Annotated in this window: 18 protein-coding genes; 9 read left to right on the forward strand and 9 right to left on the reverse strand. The window is 70.3% G+C overall.

What is annotated here, in order from left to right:
* Window positions 1-11 precede the first annotated feature (11 nt).
* Entirely contained in the window at window positions 12-1166 is a 1155-nt protein-coding gene (locus tag ACQPZX_RS04965; protein ID WP_433374939.1) for an acyl-CoA dehydrogenase family protein, read from the forward strand.
* Window positions 1167-1192: 26 nt separating this feature from the next.
* Window positions 1193-1732, forward strand: a complete 540-nt coding sequence (locus ACQPZX_RS04970) for a Uma2 family endonuclease (RefSeq protein WP_433374942.1) — start codon at window positions 1193-1195, stop codon at window positions 1730-1732.
* Window positions 1733-1787: 55 nt separating this feature from the next.
* Here the strand turns inward: ACQPZX_RS04970 and ACQPZX_RS04975 are convergent, their stop codons facing one another.
* Entirely contained in the window at window positions 1788-2570 is a 783-nt protein-coding gene (locus ACQPZX_RS04975) for a helix-turn-helix domain-containing protein (protein ID WP_433374946.1), read from the reverse strand.
* A gap of 39 nt (window positions 2571-2609) precedes the next feature.
* Between ACQPZX_RS04975 and ACQPZX_RS04980 the strand changes: the two genes are divergently transcribed.
* A complete protein-coding gene (locus ACQPZX_RS04980; RefSeq protein ID WP_433374948.1) occupies window positions 2610-3413 on the forward strand; it encodes an SAM-dependent methyltransferase in 804 nt (267 codons plus the stop codon).
* Here the strand turns inward: ACQPZX_RS04980 and ACQPZX_RS04985 are convergent.
* Together ACQPZX_RS04985 and ACQPZX_RS04990 are read right to left on the reverse strand one after the other, a co-directional pair.
* Window positions 3410-4144: a DUF3152 domain-containing protein gene (locus ACQPZX_RS04985; RefSeq protein WP_433374950.1), complete on the reverse strand. Its 735-nt coding sequence runs from the start codon at window positions 4142-4144 to the stop codon at window positions 3410-3412. The two genes, ACQPZX_RS04980 and ACQPZX_RS04985, sit on opposite strands and share 4 nt — an antisense overlap.
* A 79-nt stretch (window positions 4145-4223) precedes the next feature.
* Window positions 4224-4892 carry a Bax inhibitor-1/YccA family protein gene (locus ACQPZX_RS04990; RefSeq protein ID WP_433374953.1) on the reverse strand — a complete coding sequence of 223 codons (669 nt, stop codon included), beginning with the start codon at window positions 4890-4892 and terminating at the stop codon, window positions 4224-4226.
* A gap of 107 nt (window positions 4893-4999) precedes the next feature.
* Here ACQPZX_RS04990 and ACQPZX_RS04995 point away from each other — a divergent pair, with 107 nt between their 5' ends.
* The 3 genes from ACQPZX_RS04995 to ACQPZX_RS05005 are packed head-to-tail and all read left to right on the forward strand — an operon-like array spanning window position 5000 to window position 7810.
* A complete protein-coding gene (locus ACQPZX_RS04995) occupies window positions 5000-5815 on the forward strand; it encodes an SAM-dependent methyltransferase (RefSeq protein WP_433374956.1) in 816 nt (271 codons plus the stop codon).
* The gene (locus ACQPZX_RS05000; RefSeq protein WP_433374959.1) at window positions 5812-7392 is read left to right on the forward strand and encodes a putative bifunctional diguanylate cyclase/phosphodiesterase; all 1581 of its coding nucleotides are present in this window, start codon (window positions 5812-5814) and stop codon (window positions 7390-7392) included. Before ACQPZX_RS04995 ends, ACQPZX_RS05000 begins: the two co-directional genes overlap by 4 nt.
* A gap of 31 nt (window positions 7393-7423) precedes the next feature.
* Window positions 7424-7810: a YbaB/EbfC family nucleoid-associated protein gene (locus tag ACQPZX_RS05005; protein ID WP_433374962.1), complete on the forward strand. Its 387-nt coding sequence runs from the start codon at window positions 7424-7426 to the stop codon at window positions 7808-7810.
* Here the strand turns inward: ACQPZX_RS05005 and ACQPZX_RS05010 are convergent.
* The 3 genes from ACQPZX_RS05010 to lexA form a co-directional block, all read right to left on the reverse strand.
* Window positions 7791-9152 carry a peroxidase family protein gene (locus tag ACQPZX_RS05010; protein ID WP_433374965.1) on the reverse strand — a complete coding sequence of 454 codons (1362 nt, stop codon included), beginning with the start codon at window positions 9150-9152 and terminating at the stop codon, window positions 7791-7793. The genes ACQPZX_RS05005 and ACQPZX_RS05010 overlap by 20 nt on opposite strands.
* A 235-nt stretch (window positions 9153-9387) precedes the next feature.
* A complete protein-coding gene (locus ACQPZX_RS05015) occupies window positions 9388-10878 on the reverse strand; it encodes a PstS family phosphate ABC transporter substrate-binding protein (protein ID WP_433374968.1) in 1491 nt (496 codons plus the stop codon).
* A gap of 88 nt (window positions 10879-10966) precedes the next feature.
* On the reverse strand, window positions 10967-11590 hold the full coding sequence (gene lexA / locus ACQPZX_RS05020) for a transcriptional repressor LexA (protein WP_433374970.1): 624 nt from the start codon (window positions 11588-11590) through the stop codon (window positions 10967-10969).
* 77 nt (window positions 11591-11667) lie between these two features.
* Here lexA and ACQPZX_RS05025 point away from each other — a divergent pair, with 77 nt between their 5' ends.
* On the forward strand, window positions 11668-12861 hold the full coding sequence (locus tag ACQPZX_RS05025) for a M20 metallopeptidase family protein (RefSeq protein WP_433374973.1): 1194 nt from the start codon (window positions 11668-11670) through the stop codon (window positions 12859-12861).
* A 62-nt stretch (window positions 12862-12923) separates the two neighbouring features.
* Here the strand turns inward: ACQPZX_RS05025 and ACQPZX_RS05030 are convergent, their stop codons facing one another.
* Window positions 12924-14039: a mannose-1-phosphate guanylyltransferase gene (locus ACQPZX_RS05030; protein ID WP_433374976.1), complete on the reverse strand. Its 1116-nt coding sequence runs from the start codon at window positions 14037-14039 to the stop codon at window positions 12924-12926.
* A 19-nt stretch (window positions 14040-14058) separates the two neighbouring features.
* A complete protein-coding gene (locus ACQPZX_RS05035) occupies window positions 14059-15207 on the reverse strand; it encodes a glycosyltransferase family 4 protein (RefSeq protein ID WP_433374979.1) in 1149 nt (382 codons plus the stop codon).
* A 160-nt stretch (window positions 15208-15367) separates the two neighbouring features.
* Between ACQPZX_RS05035 and ACQPZX_RS05040 the strand changes: the two genes are divergently transcribed.
* Window positions 15368-16099: a TIGR03089 family protein gene (locus ACQPZX_RS05040; RefSeq protein WP_433374982.1), complete on the forward strand. Its 732-nt coding sequence runs from the start codon at window positions 15368-15370 to the stop codon at window positions 16097-16099.
* Here ACQPZX_RS05040 and ACQPZX_RS05045 read toward each other — a convergent pair.
* The gene (locus tag ACQPZX_RS05045; RefSeq protein ID WP_433374985.1) at window positions 16077-18017 is read right to left on the reverse strand and encodes an acetoacetate--CoA ligase; all 1941 of its coding nucleotides are present in this window, start codon (window positions 18015-18017) and stop codon (window positions 16077-16079) included. The genes ACQPZX_RS05040 and ACQPZX_RS05045 overlap by 23 nt on opposite strands.
* A gap of 282 nt (window positions 18018-18299) precedes the next feature.
* Here ACQPZX_RS05045 and ACQPZX_RS05050 point away from each other — a divergent pair, with 282 nt between their 5' ends.
* Window positions 18300-20399 (forward strand): hypothetical protein, encoded by a 2100-nt coding sequence (locus ACQPZX_RS05050; RefSeq protein WP_433374988.1) that lies wholly within the window; start codon window positions 18300-18302, stop codon window positions 20397-20399.
* Window positions 20400-20414 lie beyond the last annotated feature (15 nt).

Consider the following 20414-nt stretch of genomic DNA (forward strand, 5'->3'; position numbering starts at 1 on the left):
AGGCCACGTCCATGTCTGAGTTCGACGTCTACCGGCTGCCGGAGGATCACGAGACCATCCGCGCGGCGGTGCGCGAGGTCTGTGACGCGCGGGTGGCGCCCAACGCCGCCGAGGCGGACGAGACCGGAGAGTTTCCCAAGGCTTCGTACGACGCGCTGCGGTCGTCGGACTTCCACGCGCCGCACATTCCCGTCGAGTACGGGGGCGCCGGCGCGGACGCGCTGGCGACGGCGATCGTGATCGAGGAGGTGGCGCGGGCGTGTGCCTCTTCGTCGCTGATCCCGGCGGTCAACAAGCTCGGGACGATGCCGCTGCTGTTGTCGGCTTCCTCGGCGCTCAAAGAGCAGTACCTGCCCAAGGTTGCCTCCGGGGAGGCGATGTTCTCTTACTGCCTTTCCGAGCCCGAGGCGGGTTCCGACGCGGCCTCGATGACCACGCGAGCCGTACGGGATGGGGATTTTTATGTCCTCAACGGCGTGAAGCGGTGGATCACCAATGCCGGGGTGTCGGAGTTCTACACCGTCTTCGCGGTCACCGACCCCGCTGCCCGGTCGCGCGGCATTTCCGCCTTTGTCGTGGAAAAGTCGGATGAAGGGGTGTCTTTCGGGGCACCGGAGAAGAAGCTGGGGATCAAGGGGTCGCCGACCCGCGAGGTCTACATGGACAACGTGCGCATCCCCGCCTCCCGCATGATCGGGGCGGAGGGCACGGGTTTCGCCACGGCCATGCAGACGCTCGACCACACCCGGGTGACCATCGCGGCCCAGGCCCTCGGCATCGCCCAGGGGGCGCTGGACTTCGCGCGCGGGTACGTGAAGGAGCGCAAGCAGTTCGGCAAGCCGATCGGCGACTTCCAGGGCGTCCAATTCATGCTGGCCGACATGGGCATGAAGCTCGAGGCGGCCCGCCAGCTGACCTACGCAGCGGCCGGCAAGAGCGAGCGCGGCGACGCCGACCTGACGTACTTCGGCGCGGCGGCGAAATGCTTCGCCTCCGACGCCGCCATGGAGATCACGACCGACGCGGTCCAGCTCCTCGGGGGGTACGGGTACACGCGCGACTACCCGGTCGAGCGCATGATGCGCGACGCCAAAATCACCCAGATCTACGAGGGTACGAATCAGGTGCAGCGCATCGTGATGGCACGCCAGCTCCTCAAGGACTGACGCCGCCGCCGGGATACCTTGAGGCGATGAGCGCCTCCGCCCACACGCTCGACGACCTTGCGGCGATGAATGCCGGCGACAGGCACGGCCGCCGATACGAGTTGAGCCCGGACGGAACGCTCTCGATCACGCCGATGGCCGACTCGGAACATGCCGTCGTCGCCAGCCGCCTCGTTGCGTGGCTGGCGACGGACGGCTGGCCGGCCGACCAGATCCTTCAGGCAGTCGGCGTCAGGATTCCCGGCTCGGACGGCGACGGTGGGCGGATTCCGGATCTGACGCTCTGGTCCGCTCCGCAGCCGCGCAGCGTGTGGCTTGCCCTGGCCGACCTGCTGCTGGTCGTCGAGATCGTCTCGCCCGGCTCGGCCGCGACCGACGAGGTGGTCAAGGTGCGGGAGTACGCCGAGGCCGGCATCCCGCGCTACTGGATGGTCGAGCGGGACGCCGCCCAGACGGTGACCCTGCACGTCCTCGGCGCCGACAAGGTCTACGAGGTGGCAGCGAAGATGCCGCTCGCGTGGCTGCTGCAGACAACGCCCGCCGACCACCACCTCGCGGCCTCCTGAGAGACGGCCCCGGCCGGCGGGTTTTCCGCATTTGCAGGGTCCTTACTTCCGTTTTTCAGCTTGCGGGCCACGCCACGTCGTCGATTTCGAGCCAGGGGGCGGCGGCCACGGCGGTCGGCGTCAGGCCGGCGAAGGACCTCACCTCGCGGTGCAGGTGGGACTGGTCCACGTAGCCGGCCACGGCGGCTACCTCGGCCGGCGGGTGGCCCGCGGCCAGCAGGTGAACGGCGTGGTCGAAGCGCACCAGGCCGGCCGCCCGCTTGGGGGAGACGCCCACCTGGGCGCGGAAGCGCGACCACAACCGCTTGCGGCTCCAGCCGACCTCCTCGGCCAGACCCTCCACGCGCACCCGGCCCCGGCCCCGCCGCGTCCGGCGCCAGATGTGGGCCACCTCGGGATCCACCGAAGGGGTGACATCGAGGCGGCGGGCCAGCGCCGCGGCGGCTATCGCGAAGCGGGCATCCCACGACGTCGTGGCGCGAAGCCGGTCTTCGAGATCTTTGCAGTCCCAGACCTCCGCCAGCGGGACCACCAAACCGCGCAGGTCGGGCAGAGCGACCGGTGACAGGCGGATCTGCAGACAGTCGACCTGGCGGCCGGCGGCGCGGAAATCGCGAGGCAGCAGGCCCACCGCGACGCTGCCGCGCTCGTGCGACCCGTACGCGTCATAGATCGCGCCCTCGCCGTCGCTCAGGTCGATCAGCAGGGTCACCGACGGGTGCACGACCATCGAGATGTCGAACGAACCGGGGGCGCGCTGGGTGAACCCGGCCATGCTGACTCCCGGCAGCCGGGCCGAGGGATGCGGGACGCGAACGTCGACCGCCGACCAGTCCACGGGGCAACTCTATGTCGTTCGACTGACTACAGTGGCCGCATGTCAGAGTCGCGCGACGTCTCCGCTCTGAACACCTCGCGTCGCTACAACGAGTGGGTCGGCGGGAAAGACCACACCAGCGTCGAGCGCGAGTCCACCAAGACGGTCCTGACCGTGCTGCCCAACATGCTGGCGGCGGCCAAGGAGGGCCGGGCCGTCGTGATGCGCGCCGTCGGCGATCTGGTGGCGGAGTGCGGGATCCGGCAGATTCTCGACGTCGGCGCCGGGCAGCCGATGAAGCCCAACGTGCACGAGGTCGCCCAGCGGATCGATCCGTCCTGCCGGGTGGTCTATGTCGACAACGATCCGCTGGTGGCGGTCCACCACCGCGGGACCGTGATGAGCCGGCCGGAGGGGCGGGCCGAGTTCCAGGACGGCGACCTGCTGAACGTCGACGAGCTGTTCACCGGCGACCAGGTCAAGGAGGTGTTCGACCTCGGGCGGCCGGTCGCGGTGCTGCTGGCCAGCGTGCTGCACCTGATCGAGGACGACGATGTGGCGTACGCGTCGGTCCGTCGCCTGCGCGAGCTGCTCCCGCCGGGCAGTTATCTGGTGATCGTGCACGGCACCTTCGACACGCTGCCCGAGGAGACCCGCCAGGCGGTGCGGCGCCTGCTCGCCACCGGCAAACACGGCTCCTACAAGGCGCGTTCCCGTGCGGAGATCGAGCGGTTCGTCGAGGGCCTCGAGCTGCGCGAGCCGGGCGTCGTCTCGAGCGTCGAGTGGCGGCCCGATCCGGCCAAGCCGCCACAGGCCAGCGTGGCCGACGCGATGTGTTACGCGGCGGTCGCGAAGCTCCCCTAGCGCCCGGCCGGCGCGTGGTCGTCGTACACCCCGGACCGGCCGTGGTAGGCGTGCCCGTCCGGGTACGGCCACGGGTTGGGCCGGCAGCCGTGCAGGCCCAGCGTCTGCTGCTGCATCACGGGGGCGAGGTCGCCGGGGCCGGGGCAGAGCTCGTGCCCGTTGCCGAGGCGGTGGCCGACCTCGTGGTTGACCATGTACTGCCGGTAGACGGGGAGGCCGGCGGCGGCGAACCCGGGGACGCCCTTGACCCAGCGGGCGACGTTGAGGACGACGCTCTTGCCGTTGCGGCAGGAGGTGTAGCCGTCGCCGTTGTCGTCGCAGAGGCGGTCGCGGGTGCCGGGGGTGGCGAGGTAGACGATGAAGTCGTACGGCCGGCCGGGGCCGACCCGCTGGAAGCGGAAGCGGCCGCCGGCGGTCCAGCCTTGCGGGTTGGCCAGCGTCGTCTCCACCGTTCTTGCGAAGTCGGCGGGCGCGAGGCCCTTGATGTCCTTCTCGACGGCCACCCGATAGCGGAACAGGCGGCCGTCGTGGCCCGCCGGCGGGTCGCTCTGGGCCGGGGCGATCAGCCAGGCCTCGTGGCCGTGCGCGGGATAGCTGATCGGCGGAGGCTTTGCTGCGACCGTTTTGTCGAAGTTTCGAGAGGGTGCGACGACGGGGGGAGTAGCGGTGGCGGTGCTGCAGGCCCCGAGGGTCAGAACGGCGGCGATCCACAAACGCGCAAGGCTGGCCATGCGTCTCCCCTTCGAGCGTCACTGCGCACCTGACGTATGCGCGGTGACGTGAGGTTGCTTCGCGAAGGGGTGAACAGGGTCACCGGTCGTCGCCGCGGCTGAAGATCTGCAGGAAGAAGAGGAAGACATTGAGGATGTCGAGGAAGATCGACGCGGCCATCAGCGGCGCCGAGGCGATGTCGGTCGAGCGCCGCAGCCGCTGGAAGTCGACCATCGTGAGCCCGGCGAAGATGACCAGGCCGAGGATCGCGTAGATGAGGGCGCCGTTCGGGACGTTCACGAAGATCAGCACGATGCTGAAGGCGATCAGGCCGATCAGCGCCCAGAACGAGATGCGGGCGAGCGCCGAGAGATCGCGCTTGGTCGCGTAGCCGGCGATCCCGAAGCCCGCGATGAACAGCGCCGTCGCGCCGCCCGACTGCCACAGCGCCTGCGGGTCCTGCTCGGCGTAGAAGGCCAGCGTCGGCGCCAGGGCCAGGCCGATGAACAGGCCGAACACGGCGAGCAGGCCGATCGTCAGCTCGCGCGAGCGGCGGGCCGCGAACTGCATGCCGATCAGCGAGGCGAAGCCGAGGATGTAGAACAGGATCCCGGCGCCGCCGCTGAAATCGCGACCGAGATAGGCGCCGAGGGCGAACAGCGCCGCCGTGCCCGCGACGAAGAGCATCGTCTGGGCGAAAAGCGTGTGGGTACGGTCGCGGGTCTGCACCCCGGCCTGCGGATACAGGTACGGGTACGGTTCGGTCATGGCTCCACCGTTGCCCGTCGGGGTGGCGCGCCGAACCGGTAAGTGTCCCTGGTTACCCGGGCACGGGGGTACTGGCCCTCGATCGATTTACGTACTTGAATGACCGGATGGCCGAGGACTATGGGTGGGTGCCGGACGGCGTGGACATCACCGTGCCGGACGCGTCGCGGGTTTATGACTACGCGCTCGGCGGGGTGCACAACTTCACGGTGGACCGGGAGTTCTGGCACCGCGCGGAGGAGGCGTTCCCCGGCGCGGCCCTGATCGCGCGGGCGAACAGGGCATTCCTCGGCCGGGCCGTGCGCTGGCTCGCCGACGCGGGGGTGCGCCAGTTCCTGGACATCGGGTCGGGCATCCCGACGCTGGGCAACGTGCACGAGGTCGCGCAGGAGGCCAGCCCGGACGCCCGGGTCATGTACGTCGACATCGACCCGATCGCCGTGCAGCAGAGCCGCGGCCTGCTCGACGGCAACCCGTACGCCCACGTGATCGAGGGTGATCTGCGCGACCCCGAGGGCATCCTCTACCACCCCGACGTGCTGCGCCTGATCGACTTCTCCGAGCCGGTGGCGGTGCTGACCGTCGCGGTCCTGCATTTCGTGCCCGACGCGGCCGACCCGGCCGGGATCCTCAAGCGGCTCGGCGAGTCGCTGGTGTCCGGCAGCTACCTGGTGATGTCGCACGCCGGGCCGGAGGTGACCCCCGAAGGGCGGGAGGCGCAGGAGCGGGCGCGCAAGCTCTACGAGCGGACGCCGACCCCGGTGATCATTCGCGGACCGGAGGAGATCGCGGCTTTGATCGGCGGCGACTTCGAGCTCGTGCCGCCCGGGGTGGCGAGCGCCACCGACTGGCACCCCGACCCCGACGAGGCGGACGATCCGCCGCAGCCGACGGCGCTCGTTGCGGTGGCCCGCAAACGATGAAGCCGACGAGGGCCGTTCTGGCCGAGGAGTGGCTGCGCGGCATCACCCGCGCCGGCTTCGTCCCCGGCGTGCGCGCCCGCGCCCGCGCGGCCCTCCAGGAACTGCTCGAAGAGTTGGTCGCCGCCGTCCGCGCCGAGCCGTTCGACGCCGCCGTCGGAATCCGGATCGGCGCCGAGCTCGTCGACCTGCGGATGTCCGCTCCGCCGGTGATCGGCATGACCGTGCGCCTGCTCGCGGCGGAGCTGCCCCCGCTGATCGAGGGCGATCCCGCGGTCGTACGCGTCCGGGTCTTTGAATTGCTCGAGCATGTCACCACCGGATTTGTCGCGGCCCAGCGCGACGCGGCGGTCGGCGCGGCCGAGCAGATGAACCGGTCCGAGAAGATCCACTGGCGGCGGGTGCAGACCAGCCTGCAGCAGCGCCTCCAGCACGACCCGGTGACCGGCCTGCCCAACGAGCAGCAACTGCGGCAGCACCTCGCGGCCGGCGGGGAGATCGGACTCTGCCTGCTCGGCATCGACCGGTTCGCCGAGCTGGCCGACACGCTCGGCCGCGACACCCTGCTCACCGCGGTCGCCGCGATGCTGCGGCAGGTCGGCGGAGTCTTTCTCGCCCATCTCGGGAACGACCAGTTCGCCCTGGCCGCCGCCGACCTGCCCAAGGCCGCCGACGAGGCCCGGCGGGTGCTGCTCCCGCTGCGCGTCGACGTCCGGGCGGGTCTGGTCGAGAACGTCGACGGCCGGGCTCCCGACGAATGCCTGCGCGACGCGCGGCTCGCGCTCGGCTGGGCCCGGCAGGATCGCCGCGACCACGCCGTCTTCGAGCCGTCCCGGGCCGAGGCCGACCGCCGCCGGCACCGCCTGGCCGCCGATCTTCCGTCCGCTTTGGACAACGGCGAGATCGTCGCCCACTACCAGCCGCTCTACCGCCTCGCCGACCGCACCGTCGTCGGCGCCGAGGCGCTCGCCCGCTGGCAGCGCCCCGGCGGGCCGCTGCTCGGACCGCCCGACTTCATCACGCTCGCCGAGCACACCGGCCTGATCCGCCCGCTCGGCCGCTACGTGCTCGAACAGGCCTGCCGGCAGGGCGCGCGGTGGCGACGGGCCGGTCATGACCTGCTGGTCAGCGTCAACCTGTCGCCGCTGCAGCTGAGCGAGCCGACGCTGCCGGCCGACGTGGCCGACATCCTGCACCGCGCCGGCCTGCCGGCCGCCAACCTCCAACTGGAAATCACCGAGAGCGTGGCGCTGGATCACGGGTACGGCGCGCTGAGGCGCCTCGCCGATCTCGGCGTACGCCTGGCCCTCGACGATTTCGGCACCGGATATTCGAGCCTGGCCATCCTGTCCAAGCTACCGGTCTCGACCGTGAAGCTGGCGGCCGAGTTCCTGGCCGAGCCCGCGGTCCTGCGGCACACGATCGCGCTGTGCCACGCGCTGGATCTGACCGTGACGGCCGAGGGCATCGAGACGCCCGACCAGGAGCAGCTGTTGCGGTCGCTGGGCTGCGACATCGGTCAGGGCTACTATTTCGGTCGTCCGTCGGGCAATCCGGACACTGTGGTGGGTCGCTGCTAAACTCCCGGGCAATTCACGGGGGTGAATGATGATGACATTCCTTGACCCGGATGCGGCCGACACCTATCTGCGGGGCTGGAAGGCCCGGATCGACCGGATGGCCGCCGACACGAAGGCGATGAGCGACCGCCTCGCCGACCTGCGGGTGACCGCGTCCGACGACGACGATCTGGTCGAGGTGACGATCGACTCCACCGGCGTCCTGCTGGACGTGCGGTTCGACCAGCGGATTCAGCGGGCCGCGCCGGAAGTGGTGTCCCGCGCGCTCATGAGTGCGGTGCGGGCGGCCCGGGTGCGGGCGGCCGACCAGACCCGCCAGATCATCACCGAGACGGTGGGCAGCGAGTCGGCGGCGGCCCGCACCATCGCCGAGCGGGTCGAGCGGCAGCTGCTGGGAACTACCCTGCCGGCGGGATGATCAGGTCGGTCAGGGCGAACTCCGCCTCCCGCGCGGGCAGCGTCGGCGTCCAGTCCGGCTCCAGACTCAGATAGCTGGCCGGATCGGCTCGCAACAGCCCGATCAGCACCTCCGCCACGATTCGCCCGCCGACCGGTCCCAGCCGGTCCCCGTTGTCTCCCCGGCTCTCCGCCTCCTTGAGGATGTAGAACCACAGCGGCGTCCCTTGTGGCCACGGGTGCCCCAGCTCCTCCGCCGTCAGCGGCGTAACTCCCATCACCTGGGCGACGGTCTCCCCGCTCGGCAGCTTCGTGGTCTCGCCGCGCAGCAGGTCGCGCACCGCCAGCGACCGGTACGCGTCGGTCTCCACGGCGCCCGTCACCTGTTCCGGCAGCCCGATCAGGCTGGCCGCCAGCCGGCCGTCCAGCCGCTTGGCCCGCTGCGCCGGCGGATACCCCGGCACGTCGAAGACCTGCGCGAGATCCAGCCGCCGATCACGAGGCAGCGGTCCAAAACCCACTAAATCTGGAAAAAGTGGGAACAGCGGACCGTCGGCTACGAGCCGATACGAGTGCCGAATCTGCCCATGCCCGTACCGGTAAGCGGCATCCGCGAACTCGAGCGGAATGAACGCTTCGGTAGGCGCGAACCACCGCCCACCCGAGGAGAGCACATCCGCGACCAGATCCGAGCCCACCAGCCGCGGCAGGAAATCGTGCACGACCACCCACTGGTAGTGCCAGGTCAGCATGATCCGAGCCCGATCGAACACCTCCGCCGCAGGCACCCCCGAATCCCGCAGCCAGTCGACGATCCGGTTGTGCGCCCGCAACAGCGCCACATGCAGGCTCAGCGAGAACAGGTGCACATCGTTGCGCGGGTCCCCGATCAGCGCCGTGCCTTGCTGGTTGCGGGGCACGTCACCGCCGTCCGGCCCGAGCAGGAACTTCGCCGGGTCGCCCACGTCGTACAGGAACGGCGATCCCACCGGCCCGTCCGAGTAGAGCATCTCCAGGTTCAGCTTCGGCGCCCGCGCGTTGCGCAACGACGCCGGATCGGTGCCGCCGCCGATCGCCGACCGGTCGGCCGTGATGTCGTGCGCGATCAGCTGCCCGAAGAACGGCCACCCCGCCGCCCCGGTCGCGTCGTCCCCGCCCGGCGCCAGCGCGTCCAGCGCCGGCGCCGCGTCGCAGATCCCCCCGGTGTCGCCGGCCCTGATCAGCAGATGCGGGTCGGTGCCGAGCGGCTCCACATCCGGGAACATCCGCCCGTACCGCGCCGCCCCCGTCGGCCGGTCGACCGACCGCACCAGGCTGAGGCAGTGGTCCCGGGCCGCCAGGTGGCTGCCGTGCGAGATGGTCATTCTTCCTCCGTGGTTCGGCTACCCCAGCCATGACAGCGCAGTTCCCGGGTTTGTGACAGCGCCCATGTCACATATCGCGCGCCAGCGACGAGCCGAAGGCGCTGGGCCGGATATAAAAAATCAAATACAGGATGTCGTGCCTGGGTGGTGCGTACAGACCGTCGCTCCCGCCGAGGCCGGCCCGGGGCCCAGCAGAGCTGGCCCTGGGCCTTCATTCTGCGTGCGTGGTGAAAACCTAGGTGGGCCGGCAGAGCTGGGGATTCGCCAGCTCGGCGCAGGGCCGATCGCCGTGTGAGCGGATGATGTCGGCGCCCACCTGGTTGGTCAGGTAGCGGAGGAAGCTCGCGGCGAGGGAGTTCGCCGCGGGCTCGCCGGCCGTGTAGCCGAACTCGGTCTCCCAGAACGGGTACGCGCCGTGGTCGGCCTCGTCGACCGTGGCCGGGTGGCCGTCGATGCGGATCGCCGTCAGGCCCGTGCGGTCCGTCGCGGCGCCAAGCTCGCTGTAGCCCATCGCGCCCGGCGTCGACTCGGCGGCGCGCAGCACCGCGTCGGTGGAGTCGCGGGCGCAGCGGACCACGCCGGGCGGGGAACCGGGGTCGCGGTTGCGGCAGTCGTCGGAGTTGGTGCCGGGCTCGCGGACGCCACCGAGGACCCGGCGCTGGAAAGCGTTGCGGGTGCCCGAGCCGGGGTTGCGGCTGATCAGGCGGATCGCCAGGTCGTTGCCGCCGACCTCGTGCCAGTTACTGATCTTGCCCTGGTAGATCTGCTTGATCTGCTCGCCGGTCAGGTCGGCGACTCCGGCGTCCTTGTTGACCACGAGTGTGAACAGGAAGAACGCGATCGGGCGGGGCAGCAGGCCGGGCATGTCGTCGGGCTTCTCGCCGTCCGAGAAGGCGAGCTGGCCGTCAGCCTTGCCGTCGCGGCCGGCCTGGTCGAGGAACTGCAGGCCCTCGCCGCTGCCGCGCATGTCGAAGCTGAACGTCGCATCGGGGCAGAGGTCCTGATAGGACTTCGCGGCCTCGCGCGCGATCGGGGCGAACGCCGTCGAGCCGGTGATGTTGAGGCGGCCGCGCGCGCAGTCCAGCGGGGCGCCGTTGTTGCTCTGCGTGAAGACGACCAGCTGCGCCACGACGATCGCGACGAGGAAGACGATCAGGGCGATCACGCGCTTGGGCGTACCCGTGCGACTCTTTGTCTCTTGAATCTTGCCGCCGGTGACGCCGCCCTTGATCGTGCAGGCGACCTTCGGCGGCGGGTACTGGTCCATCTTGCCGTTCATGGTGTCGAGCGCGGCGAGGACCTTGTAGTGGGCGCCGCGGTTCATCGGCACCTTCGGCAGCAGGATCCGGCTGCCCTGTACGGCCAGGCCGCCGCCGTCCTCGAAGCTCGAGCGCATGCCGTCGTCGCTGAGCTCGGTCACCACCATGCCGACGACCTTGCGGTCCGGGAAGCTGATGGTGACGCCGGCCTTCTTGTCGTGCAGGACGGCGTAATCGTCCTCGTCGATGTGGGTCTGGCCGTTGTTCTCGATCCGCAGCAGCACCAGCGTGGGATCGATGAGCGGCTCGCGCAGCTGGTCGAAGACGCCGGGATCATCCGTCTCGACCACATTGGTGGCTGTGGTGTCCATCTGGACCCGATAGCCGAGGCGCTTGCGCCCCTTGACGACGAACTCGTAGAACGCCGCGATCCCGGGCACGACCACACCCAGGGTCGCGAGCGCCACACTCCACCAGAACTCTATGCCCTTGATTATCTAGCGACGCCGTGCGGTGGACGCGGGTCGTGAGAAGGGTTCAGGGAACGTTCAACTCTCATACGCGCCGCAACACGCTCACCACCTTGCCGAGGATCACCGCGTTGTTGCCGGGGATCACCGAATAGGCCGGGTTGCGGGGGAGCAGGTCGACGTTGCGCCCGTCGGTGCGCAGCACCTTGACCGTGGCCTCCTCGTCGATCAGGGCGGCCACGATGTCGCCGTTTTCCGCGGTCTGCTGCTGGCGGACCACGACCACGTCGCCGTCGCAGATGGCGGCCTCGATCATCGAGTCCCCCTTGACGCGCAGGGCGAACAGGGTGCCGTGGCCGACCAGGCTCTGCGGCAACGTGTACTCGTCCTCGACGTGCTCGTCGGCGAGGATCGGGGTGCCGGCCGCGATCTGGCCGACCAGCGGGACGCGGACGTCGTCGCTCCGGACCACCGAGTCGGGTTTGTCGGCGGAGAGGGCCACGGCCCGCGAGCCGCGCGCGTCGCGGCGGATGTGGCCGTGCTCCTCGAGGACCTTGAGCTGGTGGGCGACCGAGGACGGCGAGGCGAGGCCCACGGCGGCCCCGATCTCGCGCATGGTCGGCGGATAGCCGTGCACGTCGACCCAGTCGCGGATCATCGTGAGGATCTGTCGCTGTCGTGGTGTGAGCTCCGGCGCAGGGGAAGCCATGCCGTGACGATACTACATTTCTCGATCATTTGTGCTAATGAACAGCTTCCGGGTGACGGCAGTGCAGGATGGCAGTCATGTTCACGCTCGATGACGGCCAGCGGCTGGCCGACCGCCTGATCGATCTCCGCCACGCGCTGCACCGCGAGCCCGAGCTGGGGCTGGACACACCGCTGACCCAGGCCAAGGTGCTGACCGCGCTCGACGGCCTGCCGCTGGAGATCAAGACCGGCAACGCGCTCACCTCGGTGACCGCGGTCCTGCGCGGCGGCCGGCCCGGGCCGGCGGTGCTGCTGCGCGGCGACATGGACGCGCTTCCGCTGCGGGAGGAGAGCGAGATCGAGTACGCGTCGCGGGTGCCCGGCCGCATGCACGCCTGCGGCCACGACCTCCACACCGCCGCGCTGGCCGGGGCCGCCCACCTGCTTGCCGGACGCCGCGACGAGCTGGCCGGCGACGTCGTGTTCATGTTCCAGCCGGGGGAGGAGGGGCAGGGCGGCGCGCGCATCATGATCGACGAAGGGGTGCTGGACGCCGCCGGCGAGCGGGTCGTCGCGGCGTACGCGATGCATGTGGCCTCCGCCGGATTCCCGCGGGGAGTCATCGCCACCCGGGCCGGCGCCATCCTCTCGGCCTGCGACGCCGCGACCGTGACCGTCACCGGCAAGGGTGGGCACGGCTCGATGCCGCACATGGCCGCCGACCCGATCCCGGCGATGTGCGAGATGGTCACCGCGCTGCAGACCATGGTCACCCGCTCGATCGACATCTTCGACCCGGCGGTGATCTCGGTGGGCTCGATCCACGCGGGCTCGGCCGGCAACGTCATCCCGGGCTCGGGCCAGTTCAATGCGACGATCCGCTCCTACTCGGCCGCCACCCACAAGGCGATCCGCGAAGGCTTCGTCCGGGTGGTCCGCGGCATCGCGGCGGCGCACGGCGTGGAGGCTGAGGTCGACTACCGCGAGCAGTACCCGGCCGGCACGAACGACACCGCCGAGGCCGCCTTCGCCCTGGAGGTCGCGTCCGGGCTGGCCGGGGCGGAGCGGGCGATCGAGATGCCGCGCCCGCTGTCCGCGTCGGACGACTTCGCCTTCGTGCTGGAACGGGTGCCGGGCGCCTATGTGAACGTGGCCGCGGTGCCGCCCGGCCTCGACCCGGCGGCGGCCGCCATCAACCACTCGCCGAAGGCGATCTTCGACGACGGCGCCGTCCCGCTCGGCGCGGTGCTGCTCGCCGAGCTGGCGGGCCGCCGGCTGGCGTCGGCCTGACCCTGCCCGCCGGCTGGCCTCGGCCTGACCGTCGGGCCGCCTTTTGGTCTCGGCGTCGCCGATCAGATGTAGCTGATCTCGCCCGCGTCCCGGAGCTGGTCGACCAGCTGCTTGACCTCCTGCGCCCGGTCGCGCGGGCAGACCAGCACCGCGTCGGGGGTGTCCACGATGACCAGATCGCGGACGCCCATCGCGGCCACCAGCCGGCCGGTCGTCGGCACGACCACCAGGCCCTCGGTCTCGCGCAGCAGCACGCCCGGCTTGTCCTCGCCGGTGTGCCCGACCACGACGTTGCCGGACTGGTCGGAGGCGAGCACCTCACCCAGCGTGTGGAAGTCGCCCACGTCGTTCCAGCCGAAGTCGCCGGGGACCGTGCCGACCCGGCCGACCGTCGCCGCGCCCTCCATCACCGCGTAGTCCACCGAGATGCGCGGCAGGGTCGGCCAGACCTCGCCGAGCACCTCCTCGCGGGCCGGGGAGTCCCACGCCTGGGCGATCCGGGAGATACCGGCCGCGAGCTGCGGCTGCTGACGGGAGAGCTCGGCCAGGAAGACGTCGACCCGCCACACGAACATGCCGGCGTTCCACAGGTAGTTGCCGGACTTCACGTAGCTCTCGGCCACGTCGTACGACGGCTTCTCCTTGAACTCCTCGACCGCCAGCACCGGGCCGTCGCCGATCGCGCCGCCGCACTCCAGGTAGCCGTACCCCGTCTCGGGGCGGGTCGGGGTGATGCCCAGCGTCATGAGCAGGCCCTGCCGGGCGCCGTCCATCGCCCGCTTGATGACCTCGGTGAACTCCGCCTTGTCGGAGATCAGGTGGTCGGAGGCGAACGAGCCCATGATCGCCTCGGGGTCGCGGCGCGCGATCACGGCGGCGGCCAGGGCGATCGCGGCGCACGAATCCCGGGGGGAGGGCTCGACCAGGACATTTTCCTCGGGGACGTCGGCGAGCTGGCGCGACACGGCCGCGGCGTGCGCCACGCCGGTCACCACGAGGATCCGGTCGGCGTCGGTCAGCTCGTCGAGGCGGTCCACCGTGGCCTGCAGCAGGGACGCATCCGTGCCGGTCAGCGGGTGGAGGAACTTCGGGTGACCGGCCCGCGAGAGGGGCCAGAGACGTGTTCCGGTGCCACCGGCCAGCACAACGCCGTACAGCGCACCCCGTTGCTCAATCATGGGCACAGAGTGTAGTGGCTCACGAATTCGCGACTCGTTTCCAGGTTGTGACATGCACTTCCGCGCTTGACGCCCAGGTGAATTCTTTCGCCCGGTCGAATCCGGCCTTGGCCAGCGTGATCCGGCGCTGCTCGTCGTGCAGCAGATCGGCCAGGTCGGAGGCGATCCGGTCGGGGTCCTCCGTCGTGTAGGCCACCGCGTCGCCGCCCACCTCGGGCAGCGACAGGCGCGGCGTGGTCAGCACCGGAGTCGCGCAGGCCATCGCCTCGAGGATCGGCAGGCCGAAGCCCTCGCCGAACGACGGATAGCAGGCCACCAGCGCGCCACCGAGGAAGCCGGGCAGGTCGGCGTAGCGCAGATAGCCCGGGCGCAGCAGGCGCAGGTGCGACGGGACCTCGGCGACCGCGCGGTCGATCTCGTCGTCGTGGCCCTGGCCGCCGGCGAGCACCAGCGCCGGCGGGTGCGGCCAGTCGGCCACCGCGCGAGCCCAGCCGCGGATCAGGTTGGGTACGTTCTTCCGCGGCTCCTTGGCGCCGAGGAACGCCACGTAACCGGCGTCGCCGAGGCCGAGGCGGGCGCGGACGCGAGCCTTCTCCTCGTCGGCCGGGGCGTGGAAGGCGGCCTGGTCGACGCCGTGATACGCCACGTCGATGCGGGTCGGGTCGGCGTCCAGCAGGCGGATGAGCTCGTCTCGGGTCGCCTTGCTCGGCACGATCACCCGCGCGGCCCGGCGCAGCGACGTCTTGATCGCGCTGCGGAAGAAGGTGCGCTTGGTGTTGTCGTAGTGCTCGGGCTCGGTGAAGAAGGTGGCGTCGTGCACGGTCACCGTCACCGGGCAGCCGGCCCGCAGCGGGCACGTGTAGAACGGCGAGTGCAGCACCTTGGCGCCGACCTGCTGGGCGAGCAGCGGCAGGCCGGTCTGCTCCCAGGCGAGGCGGGCGGGCCGGTGGGCGACGGCGGCGGGGCCGGCGATCACCTCGGCGTCGCCGAGCATGCGGCTGTAACGCTCCGCATCCGAACGCTGCGCCACGACGGCCAGGTCGACCCGGTCGGGATCCAGCCGGCCGAGGGCGCCGAGAAGGCCGTCGACGTATCTGCCGACGCCTCCCCGATCAGCGGGGACGCTGGTGGCGTCGACTAGCACTCGCGGGGGGCGACCGGCGGTCACGAGGCAACTCCCAAAGAGGTTGTAATTCAGACCACTGGCAAGCCTACGCCCGGAATGCATCGGGCATGTGACCGCGACACCGCCTGTTTCGAACCGTTTCCCGGAACTCATCGCCCGTTCAGGAATGGTTACGCAGGGTGACCCGATTATCGTGTGAGTGGTGCACACGACGATCACGCAGGCGCTCGCGTCAGCCGTCCGGCAAGATCCGACCACCCCGCTGCTGACCTGGTACGACGATGCCACCGGCGACCGCACCGAGCTGTCCGGCGCGACCCTGGACAACTGGGTCTCCAAGACGGCGAACCTCGTGGTCGACGGCCTCGGGCTGGGCGCTGGCGACACCGCCGCGGTGCTGTTGCCGCCGCACTGGCAGACCGCCGCGATCGCGCTGGGCGTGTCGGCGGCCGGCCTCGCGGTGGCCTTCCCCGGCCGTCCGCAGCCGGTGGATGCCCTGTTCGCCGGGGCTCCCGCCGGCGTCGAGGCGGCGGCCGAGTGGCCCGCCACCGACCGATTCGCGACCGGCCTGCTCCCGCTCGCCATGCCGCTGCGCGAGGTGCCCCCAGGTTTTGTCGACTATGTGACAGAGGTGCGTAACTACGGCGACCATTTCCGGGGCGCGCCCGTCTCGCCCGACGACCGCGCGCTGGCCGGCCCGGTCGAGCTGAGCCACCTCGCGGTGATGCGCACGGCCACCGAGCGGGCCGCCGAGCTCGGCATCACCGCCGGTGACCGCGTGCTGATCGACACCCGCGCCTATCCCGCCCCGGCCGACTGGCTCTTCGCGCCGCTCGCCGTGGGCGCGTCGGTGGTGCTCTGCGCCAACCTGCACCCGGCCAAGCTCGACGCGCGCACCACCGCCGAGAAGGTCACGGTCGTTCTTTCCGCCTGACCACCGCCAGCTCCTCGAAGGCGACCAGCGAGTCCGGGTTGGCCAGCGCGCCCTTGGCGGCGGCCGACTCGACCGGGGTGCCGGTGAGGATCCGCTTCACGGGGACCTCGAGCTTCTTCGCCGACAGGGTGCGGGGCACCGCCCGTACCTGATGAATCTCGTCGGGAATGTGGCGTGGCGACAACGCGGTCCGCAGCTCGCGGCGGATCTTGGCAGTGAGCTCGTCGCCCAGCTCGACGCCGTCCGGGAGCACCACGAAGAGCAGCAGCTCGCCATTGGGGTTGTCGTCCTGCTCGAGGTGCACCACAACCGAGTCGACGACCTCCGGCAGCGCCTCGACCACCGAGTAGAACTCGGCCGTGCCCAGGCGGACGCCGCCGCGGTTGAGGGTCGCGTCGGAACGGCCGGTGATCACGCAGCTGCCGTCCTCACCGATCGTGATCCAGTCGCCGTGCCGCCAGACGCCCGGGAAGACGTCGAAGTAGGCCTCGCGGTAGCGCTTGCCGTCGGGGTCGTTCCAGAAGCCGACCGGCATGCTCGGCATCGGCGCGGTGATCACCAGTTCGCCGAGCTGGTCGACGACCGGGTTGCCCGACGGGTCGAACGCCTCGACCCGGGCGCCCAGGCAGCGGCAGGCGATCACACCCTCGCGCACCGGATGCAGGGGGCTGGCGCCGACGAAGCCGGTGCACACGTCCGTACCCCCGGACAGCGACTGCAATTGCAGCTGCGTGCCCACCGCCTCGTAGACCCAGTCGAAGCCTTCCGGGGGCAGGGGTGCGCCGGTCGAGCCGATCGCCTTGAGGCTGGGCTTGTCCGGGCGCAGTCCGGCCTTGCGGCAGGCCATGAGGAAGGGCGCGCTTGTCCCGAAGTACGAAATGTCGGCTTCATCAACCAGATTCCATAAAGCGGACATGTCGGGAAAGCCGGGGTTTCCGTCGAACATGACGATCGAGGCGCCGACGGCTGGGGCGCTGACCAGGAAGTTCCACATCATCCACCCGGTCGTGGTGAACCAGAAGAACCTGTCTTCCGGGCCCAGATCGTGGTGGAGCGCCAGGATTTTGAGGTGTTCGAGGAGGATGCCGCCGTGGCCGTGGACGATCGGCTTCGGTAGCCCCGTCGTGCCCGAGCTGTAGAGCACGTAGAGCGGGTGGTCGAAGGGGACCGGCTCGAAGGCGAGCGGGCCCTCGCCGTACAGATCGGAAAAATCGTCTTTTGATGGGTCTAGATAACCAATCGTCACGAGGTGCGCGATCGACGGGATGGCGTCCGTGATCGCGGCTACCTCGGCCGTGCGGGAGATCGCCTTGTCGCCGTACATGTAGCCGTCGACCGCGACCAGCACCTTGGGCTCGATCTGACTCCACCGGTCGATCACGCTGCGGCTGCCGAACTCCGGCGCGCACGACGAGAAGATCGCGCCGAGACTCGTGGTGGCCAGCATCAGCACGTAGGTCTCGGGGATGTTCGGGGCATAGGCGGCAACCCGGTCACCCTTGCCGACCCCGCGGGCCTTCAGCCCCGCACGCACGCGCCGCACCTGGTCACGCAACTGCCGCGCGGTCAGCCTGATCGGCTGGCGACTTTGCGAGTACGCGATGACGACCGTGTCCTCGTCGTCGCGTCCGGGCATGCGCAGCACGTGCTCGGCATAGTTGAGCGTCGCGCCGGGGAACCATTTCGCCCCCGGCATGCTCGCGTCGGCGAGCACCGCCGTCGGCGGGTCGTGGCTGATGACCTCGAAGTAGTCCCAGATCGACTGCCAGAAGCCGGGCAGGTCGGTGACGGACCACTCCCACAGGCGCTCGTAGGTCGCGAAGTCGTGGCCTCGCCCGCTGAGCCACCGCAAATAGTCCCCGATGCGGGTGGTCTCGCGAACGTCAGCCGGCGGTTCCCACAGCACTGTGCCCGTCATGCACACACCTTAACTATCCTTCAGCTCACGCCTTCTGAATCACCGAGCCTCCCGGAACCGGCGCCCGCCCGTCCATGTCTGACGGCAACACAGGCCGGCCCCGGCAGGGGTGCCCAGCCACATCGACGGGTGGCTGATCGGTCATCAACTATGCCCGGCCGCCCGAGACAATTTCGGCGCTTGTGCTGGTGCAGTCGGTCTTGACGGCTACGTAAACGGCCCGACCCGGGACTTGCCCGGCGCGGGTAGCGTCCTGGAGCAGGGCCACCCGGGGAGAGAACGTTGCGCCACATCAGGTCGATCCTCTATTCGCTCGTCCTGGCGCCGGCCGCCTGGGTGCTGACCGGCGTAGGGCTCACCGGCGACCTGACCGCCCGCGGCCGCGACGGCTTCGCCGTGGAAAGCTTCACCGGCTTGCTGTTGCTGCTGCTGGCCGGCGCCGCCTACGGCATCCTCGTGCTCGGGCCCATCTCACCCGCCGGCCCGCTGCTCGCCGGCGTCGTCTACCTGGCGATCGCTGTGTGGTCCTTGATGTCCCCGTCGTCATACGCCGACGTCTGGCCACCTTCAGTGGCCAAGGACGGCTTCGACCTCTCACGCCCTGGTTACGGCCTGGCGGCGTTGCTCGCGGTCCCTTTGATCTGTACGGCGTTGAGCGCGCGCCGCTGGGCAAAGTACGAGCCGCCCGTCCTCCCCTTGATCGGCCAGATAGGCCGCGCCCGAGGCGCCGCGCCCGCCCAGGGCATCCCCCTGGCCGTCGTCCAGACCACGGTCATCGGTGCGCCGCCCGCGTTCCCGTCGTTGGACGCCGACCCCACGACGGTGCTGCGCCTACCCCCGCCCACCGCCGACTCAGCGCCCATACCCGCCGACGAGACAACGACCGACCTCCCCAACCCCGCTCCCAACGCAACACCCCTCACCCTCGACGACGAACTCACCATCGCCCTTGCGACTGCCCTTCCTGTCAGTGCCCTTCCCGCGAGCGTCTCGCCGGCGGACGAAGAAACCGTCGTGACGAATCGCGCCAAGTCCGAGCAGCTCCTCGAGCGCGAGGCGGCCTTGGAAGGCGAGGCGACCACCGAGCCTGAAACGATCGCCGAGAGCAAGACGCCCACGACGAACCGCACGGCCACCGAAGGCGAGACGGTCGCTGTGTTCGAGGCCATCGTGGTGCCAGAGCCGGAGGCGGCGACCGATTCCGACGCCGACGAGGAGCCGACCGATTCATCTGACGGCGAGGAGCCGACCGATTCATCTGACGGCGAGGAGCCGACGGCCGCCGTGGAAGACGACGAGCCGCCCGCCACGCCGATCGAAGATGCCGACGAGGCCACGGAGTCGGTGGCGTTGGCCGAGGACGACACCGCGGAGGCGGGAGCGGAGGTGGTCGCTGAGCCAGACGCGGAACAAGACGCTGAACCGGCCGTCGAGGAGGAGTCCGAGATCTCCGAGGCCGTGGCCCAGGCCGAGCCCGTGATCTCCGAAGCTGTGGCCCTGGCCGAGGGTGATCCCGAGACCGTTGCCCAGGTCGAGGGTGAGTCGGCGGCGGATGTGGTCGACGATGAAGCCGAAGCGGTGATTGTCGACGAAGAGCCGGCGGACGAGACGACGGTCGTGGCTTTCGCGGCGGTCGCGGACAAGTCCGACGTCATCCCGCTGCCGGTGGGCGATGTCGCGGAGCGCACTCAGGTCGTGCGGCTTCCGGTGAAGGACCAGTCCGAGCGGACCCAGGTGGTTCGCCTCCCGGTGGGCGACGCCGCCGAGCGGACCCAGGTCGTGCGTCTCCCGGTCGGCGAGTCGGCCGAGGTGGTGCAGCTGCCCGTGGGCGACGGCGATTCCCGGACGCACGTGGTGCCGTTTCCCTCGGTGGACCAGGACGAGAAGACCCAGGTCATCAAGCTCCCGAAGCCGGGCGATACCACCCAGGTGCTGCAGTTCCCCGTGCGTTCCCCCGGGGCGGAGCCTGGTCAGCGCACCCGCGACCTGTCCAACCGCGCCACCAGGGACGTAGGCGGCGACGAAACCCAGGTGATCCGCCTGGCGGACAAGACCGTCGACGACGAGAAGACCCAGGTGATCCGCCCGGCCCTGGTGTCCCGCCCGGGCGAGACGACGGATGTCCTCAAGTTCCGCCCGCCGGTCCCGCGCAATGACGCCCCGGTCCCCAACTCGATCGCCGACGCCGAGGCCCCGAACTTCGCCGAGGACCCCACCAGCCCGATCGTCCCGCCCTCCGCCGACGAGTACGAGGAGGCGACCCGCCCCAGCAAGCGCTCGATGACAGTCATGAACATGGAACGCCCCCAGGACGAACTCGCCGACGAGCCAACCCGCGCCCTGGAAATCCCCACCCAACGCCGCCCCCACGACAACGACTGACACGGCCGGATCAGC

The organism is Actinoplanes sp. CA-142083, assembly GCF_050942195.1.
Classification (GTDB): domain Bacteria; phylum Actinomycetota; class Actinomycetes; order Mycobacteriales; family Micromonosporaceae; genus Actinoplanes.

Bases quoted from the DNA above. Each gene is read 5' to 3' on its own strand.
- ACQPZX_RS04965 (WP_433374939.1), top strand. From the start codon at position 12: ATGTCTGAGTTCGACGTCTACCGGCTGCCGGAGGATCACGAGACCATC.
- ACQPZX_RS04970 (WP_433374942.1), top strand. From the start codon at position 1,193: ATGAGCGCCTCCGCCCACACGCTCGACGACCTTGCGGCGATGAATGCC.
- ACQPZX_RS04980 (WP_433374948.1), top strand. From the start codon at position 2,610: ATGTCAGAGTCGCGCGACGTCTCCGCTCTGAACACCTCGCGTCGCTAC.
- ACQPZX_RS04985 (WP_433374950.1), bottom strand. From the start codon at position 4,144: ATGGCCAGCCTTGCGCGTTTGTGGATCGCCGCCGTTCTGACCCTCGGG.
- ACQPZX_RS04990 (WP_433374953.1), bottom strand. From the start codon at position 4,892: ATGACCGAACCGTACCCGTACCTGTATCCGCAGGCCGGGGTGCAGACC.
- ACQPZX_RS04995 (WP_433374956.1), top strand. From the start codon at position 5,000: ATGGCCGAGGACTATGGGTGGGTGCCGGACGGCGTGGACATCACCGTG.
- ACQPZX_RS05000 (WP_433374959.1), top strand. From the start codon at position 5,812: ATGAAGCCGACGAGGGCCGTTCTGGCCGAGGAGTGGCTGCGCGGCATC.
- ACQPZX_RS05005 (WP_433374962.1), top strand. From the start codon at position 7,424: ATGACATTCCTTGACCCGGATGCGGCCGACACCTATCTGCGGGGCTGG.
- ACQPZX_RS05010 (WP_433374965.1), bottom strand. From the start codon at position 9,152: ATGACCATCTCGCACGGCAGCCACCTGGCGGCCCGGGACCACTGCCTC.
- lexA (WP_433374970.1), bottom strand. From the start codon at position 11,590: ATGGCTTCCCCTGCGCCGGAGCTCACACCACGACAGCGACAGATCCTC.
- ACQPZX_RS05025 (WP_433374973.1), top strand. From the start codon at position 11,668: ATGTTCACGCTCGATGACGGCCAGCGGCTGGCCGACCGCCTGATCGAT.
- ACQPZX_RS05030 (WP_433374976.1), bottom strand. From the start codon at position 14,039: ATGATTGAGCAACGGGGTGCGCTGTACGGCGTTGTGCTGGCCGGTGGC.
- ACQPZX_RS05045 (WP_433374985.1), bottom strand. From the start codon at position 18,017: ATGACGGGCACAGTGCTGTGGGAACCGCCGGCTGACGTTCGCGAGACC.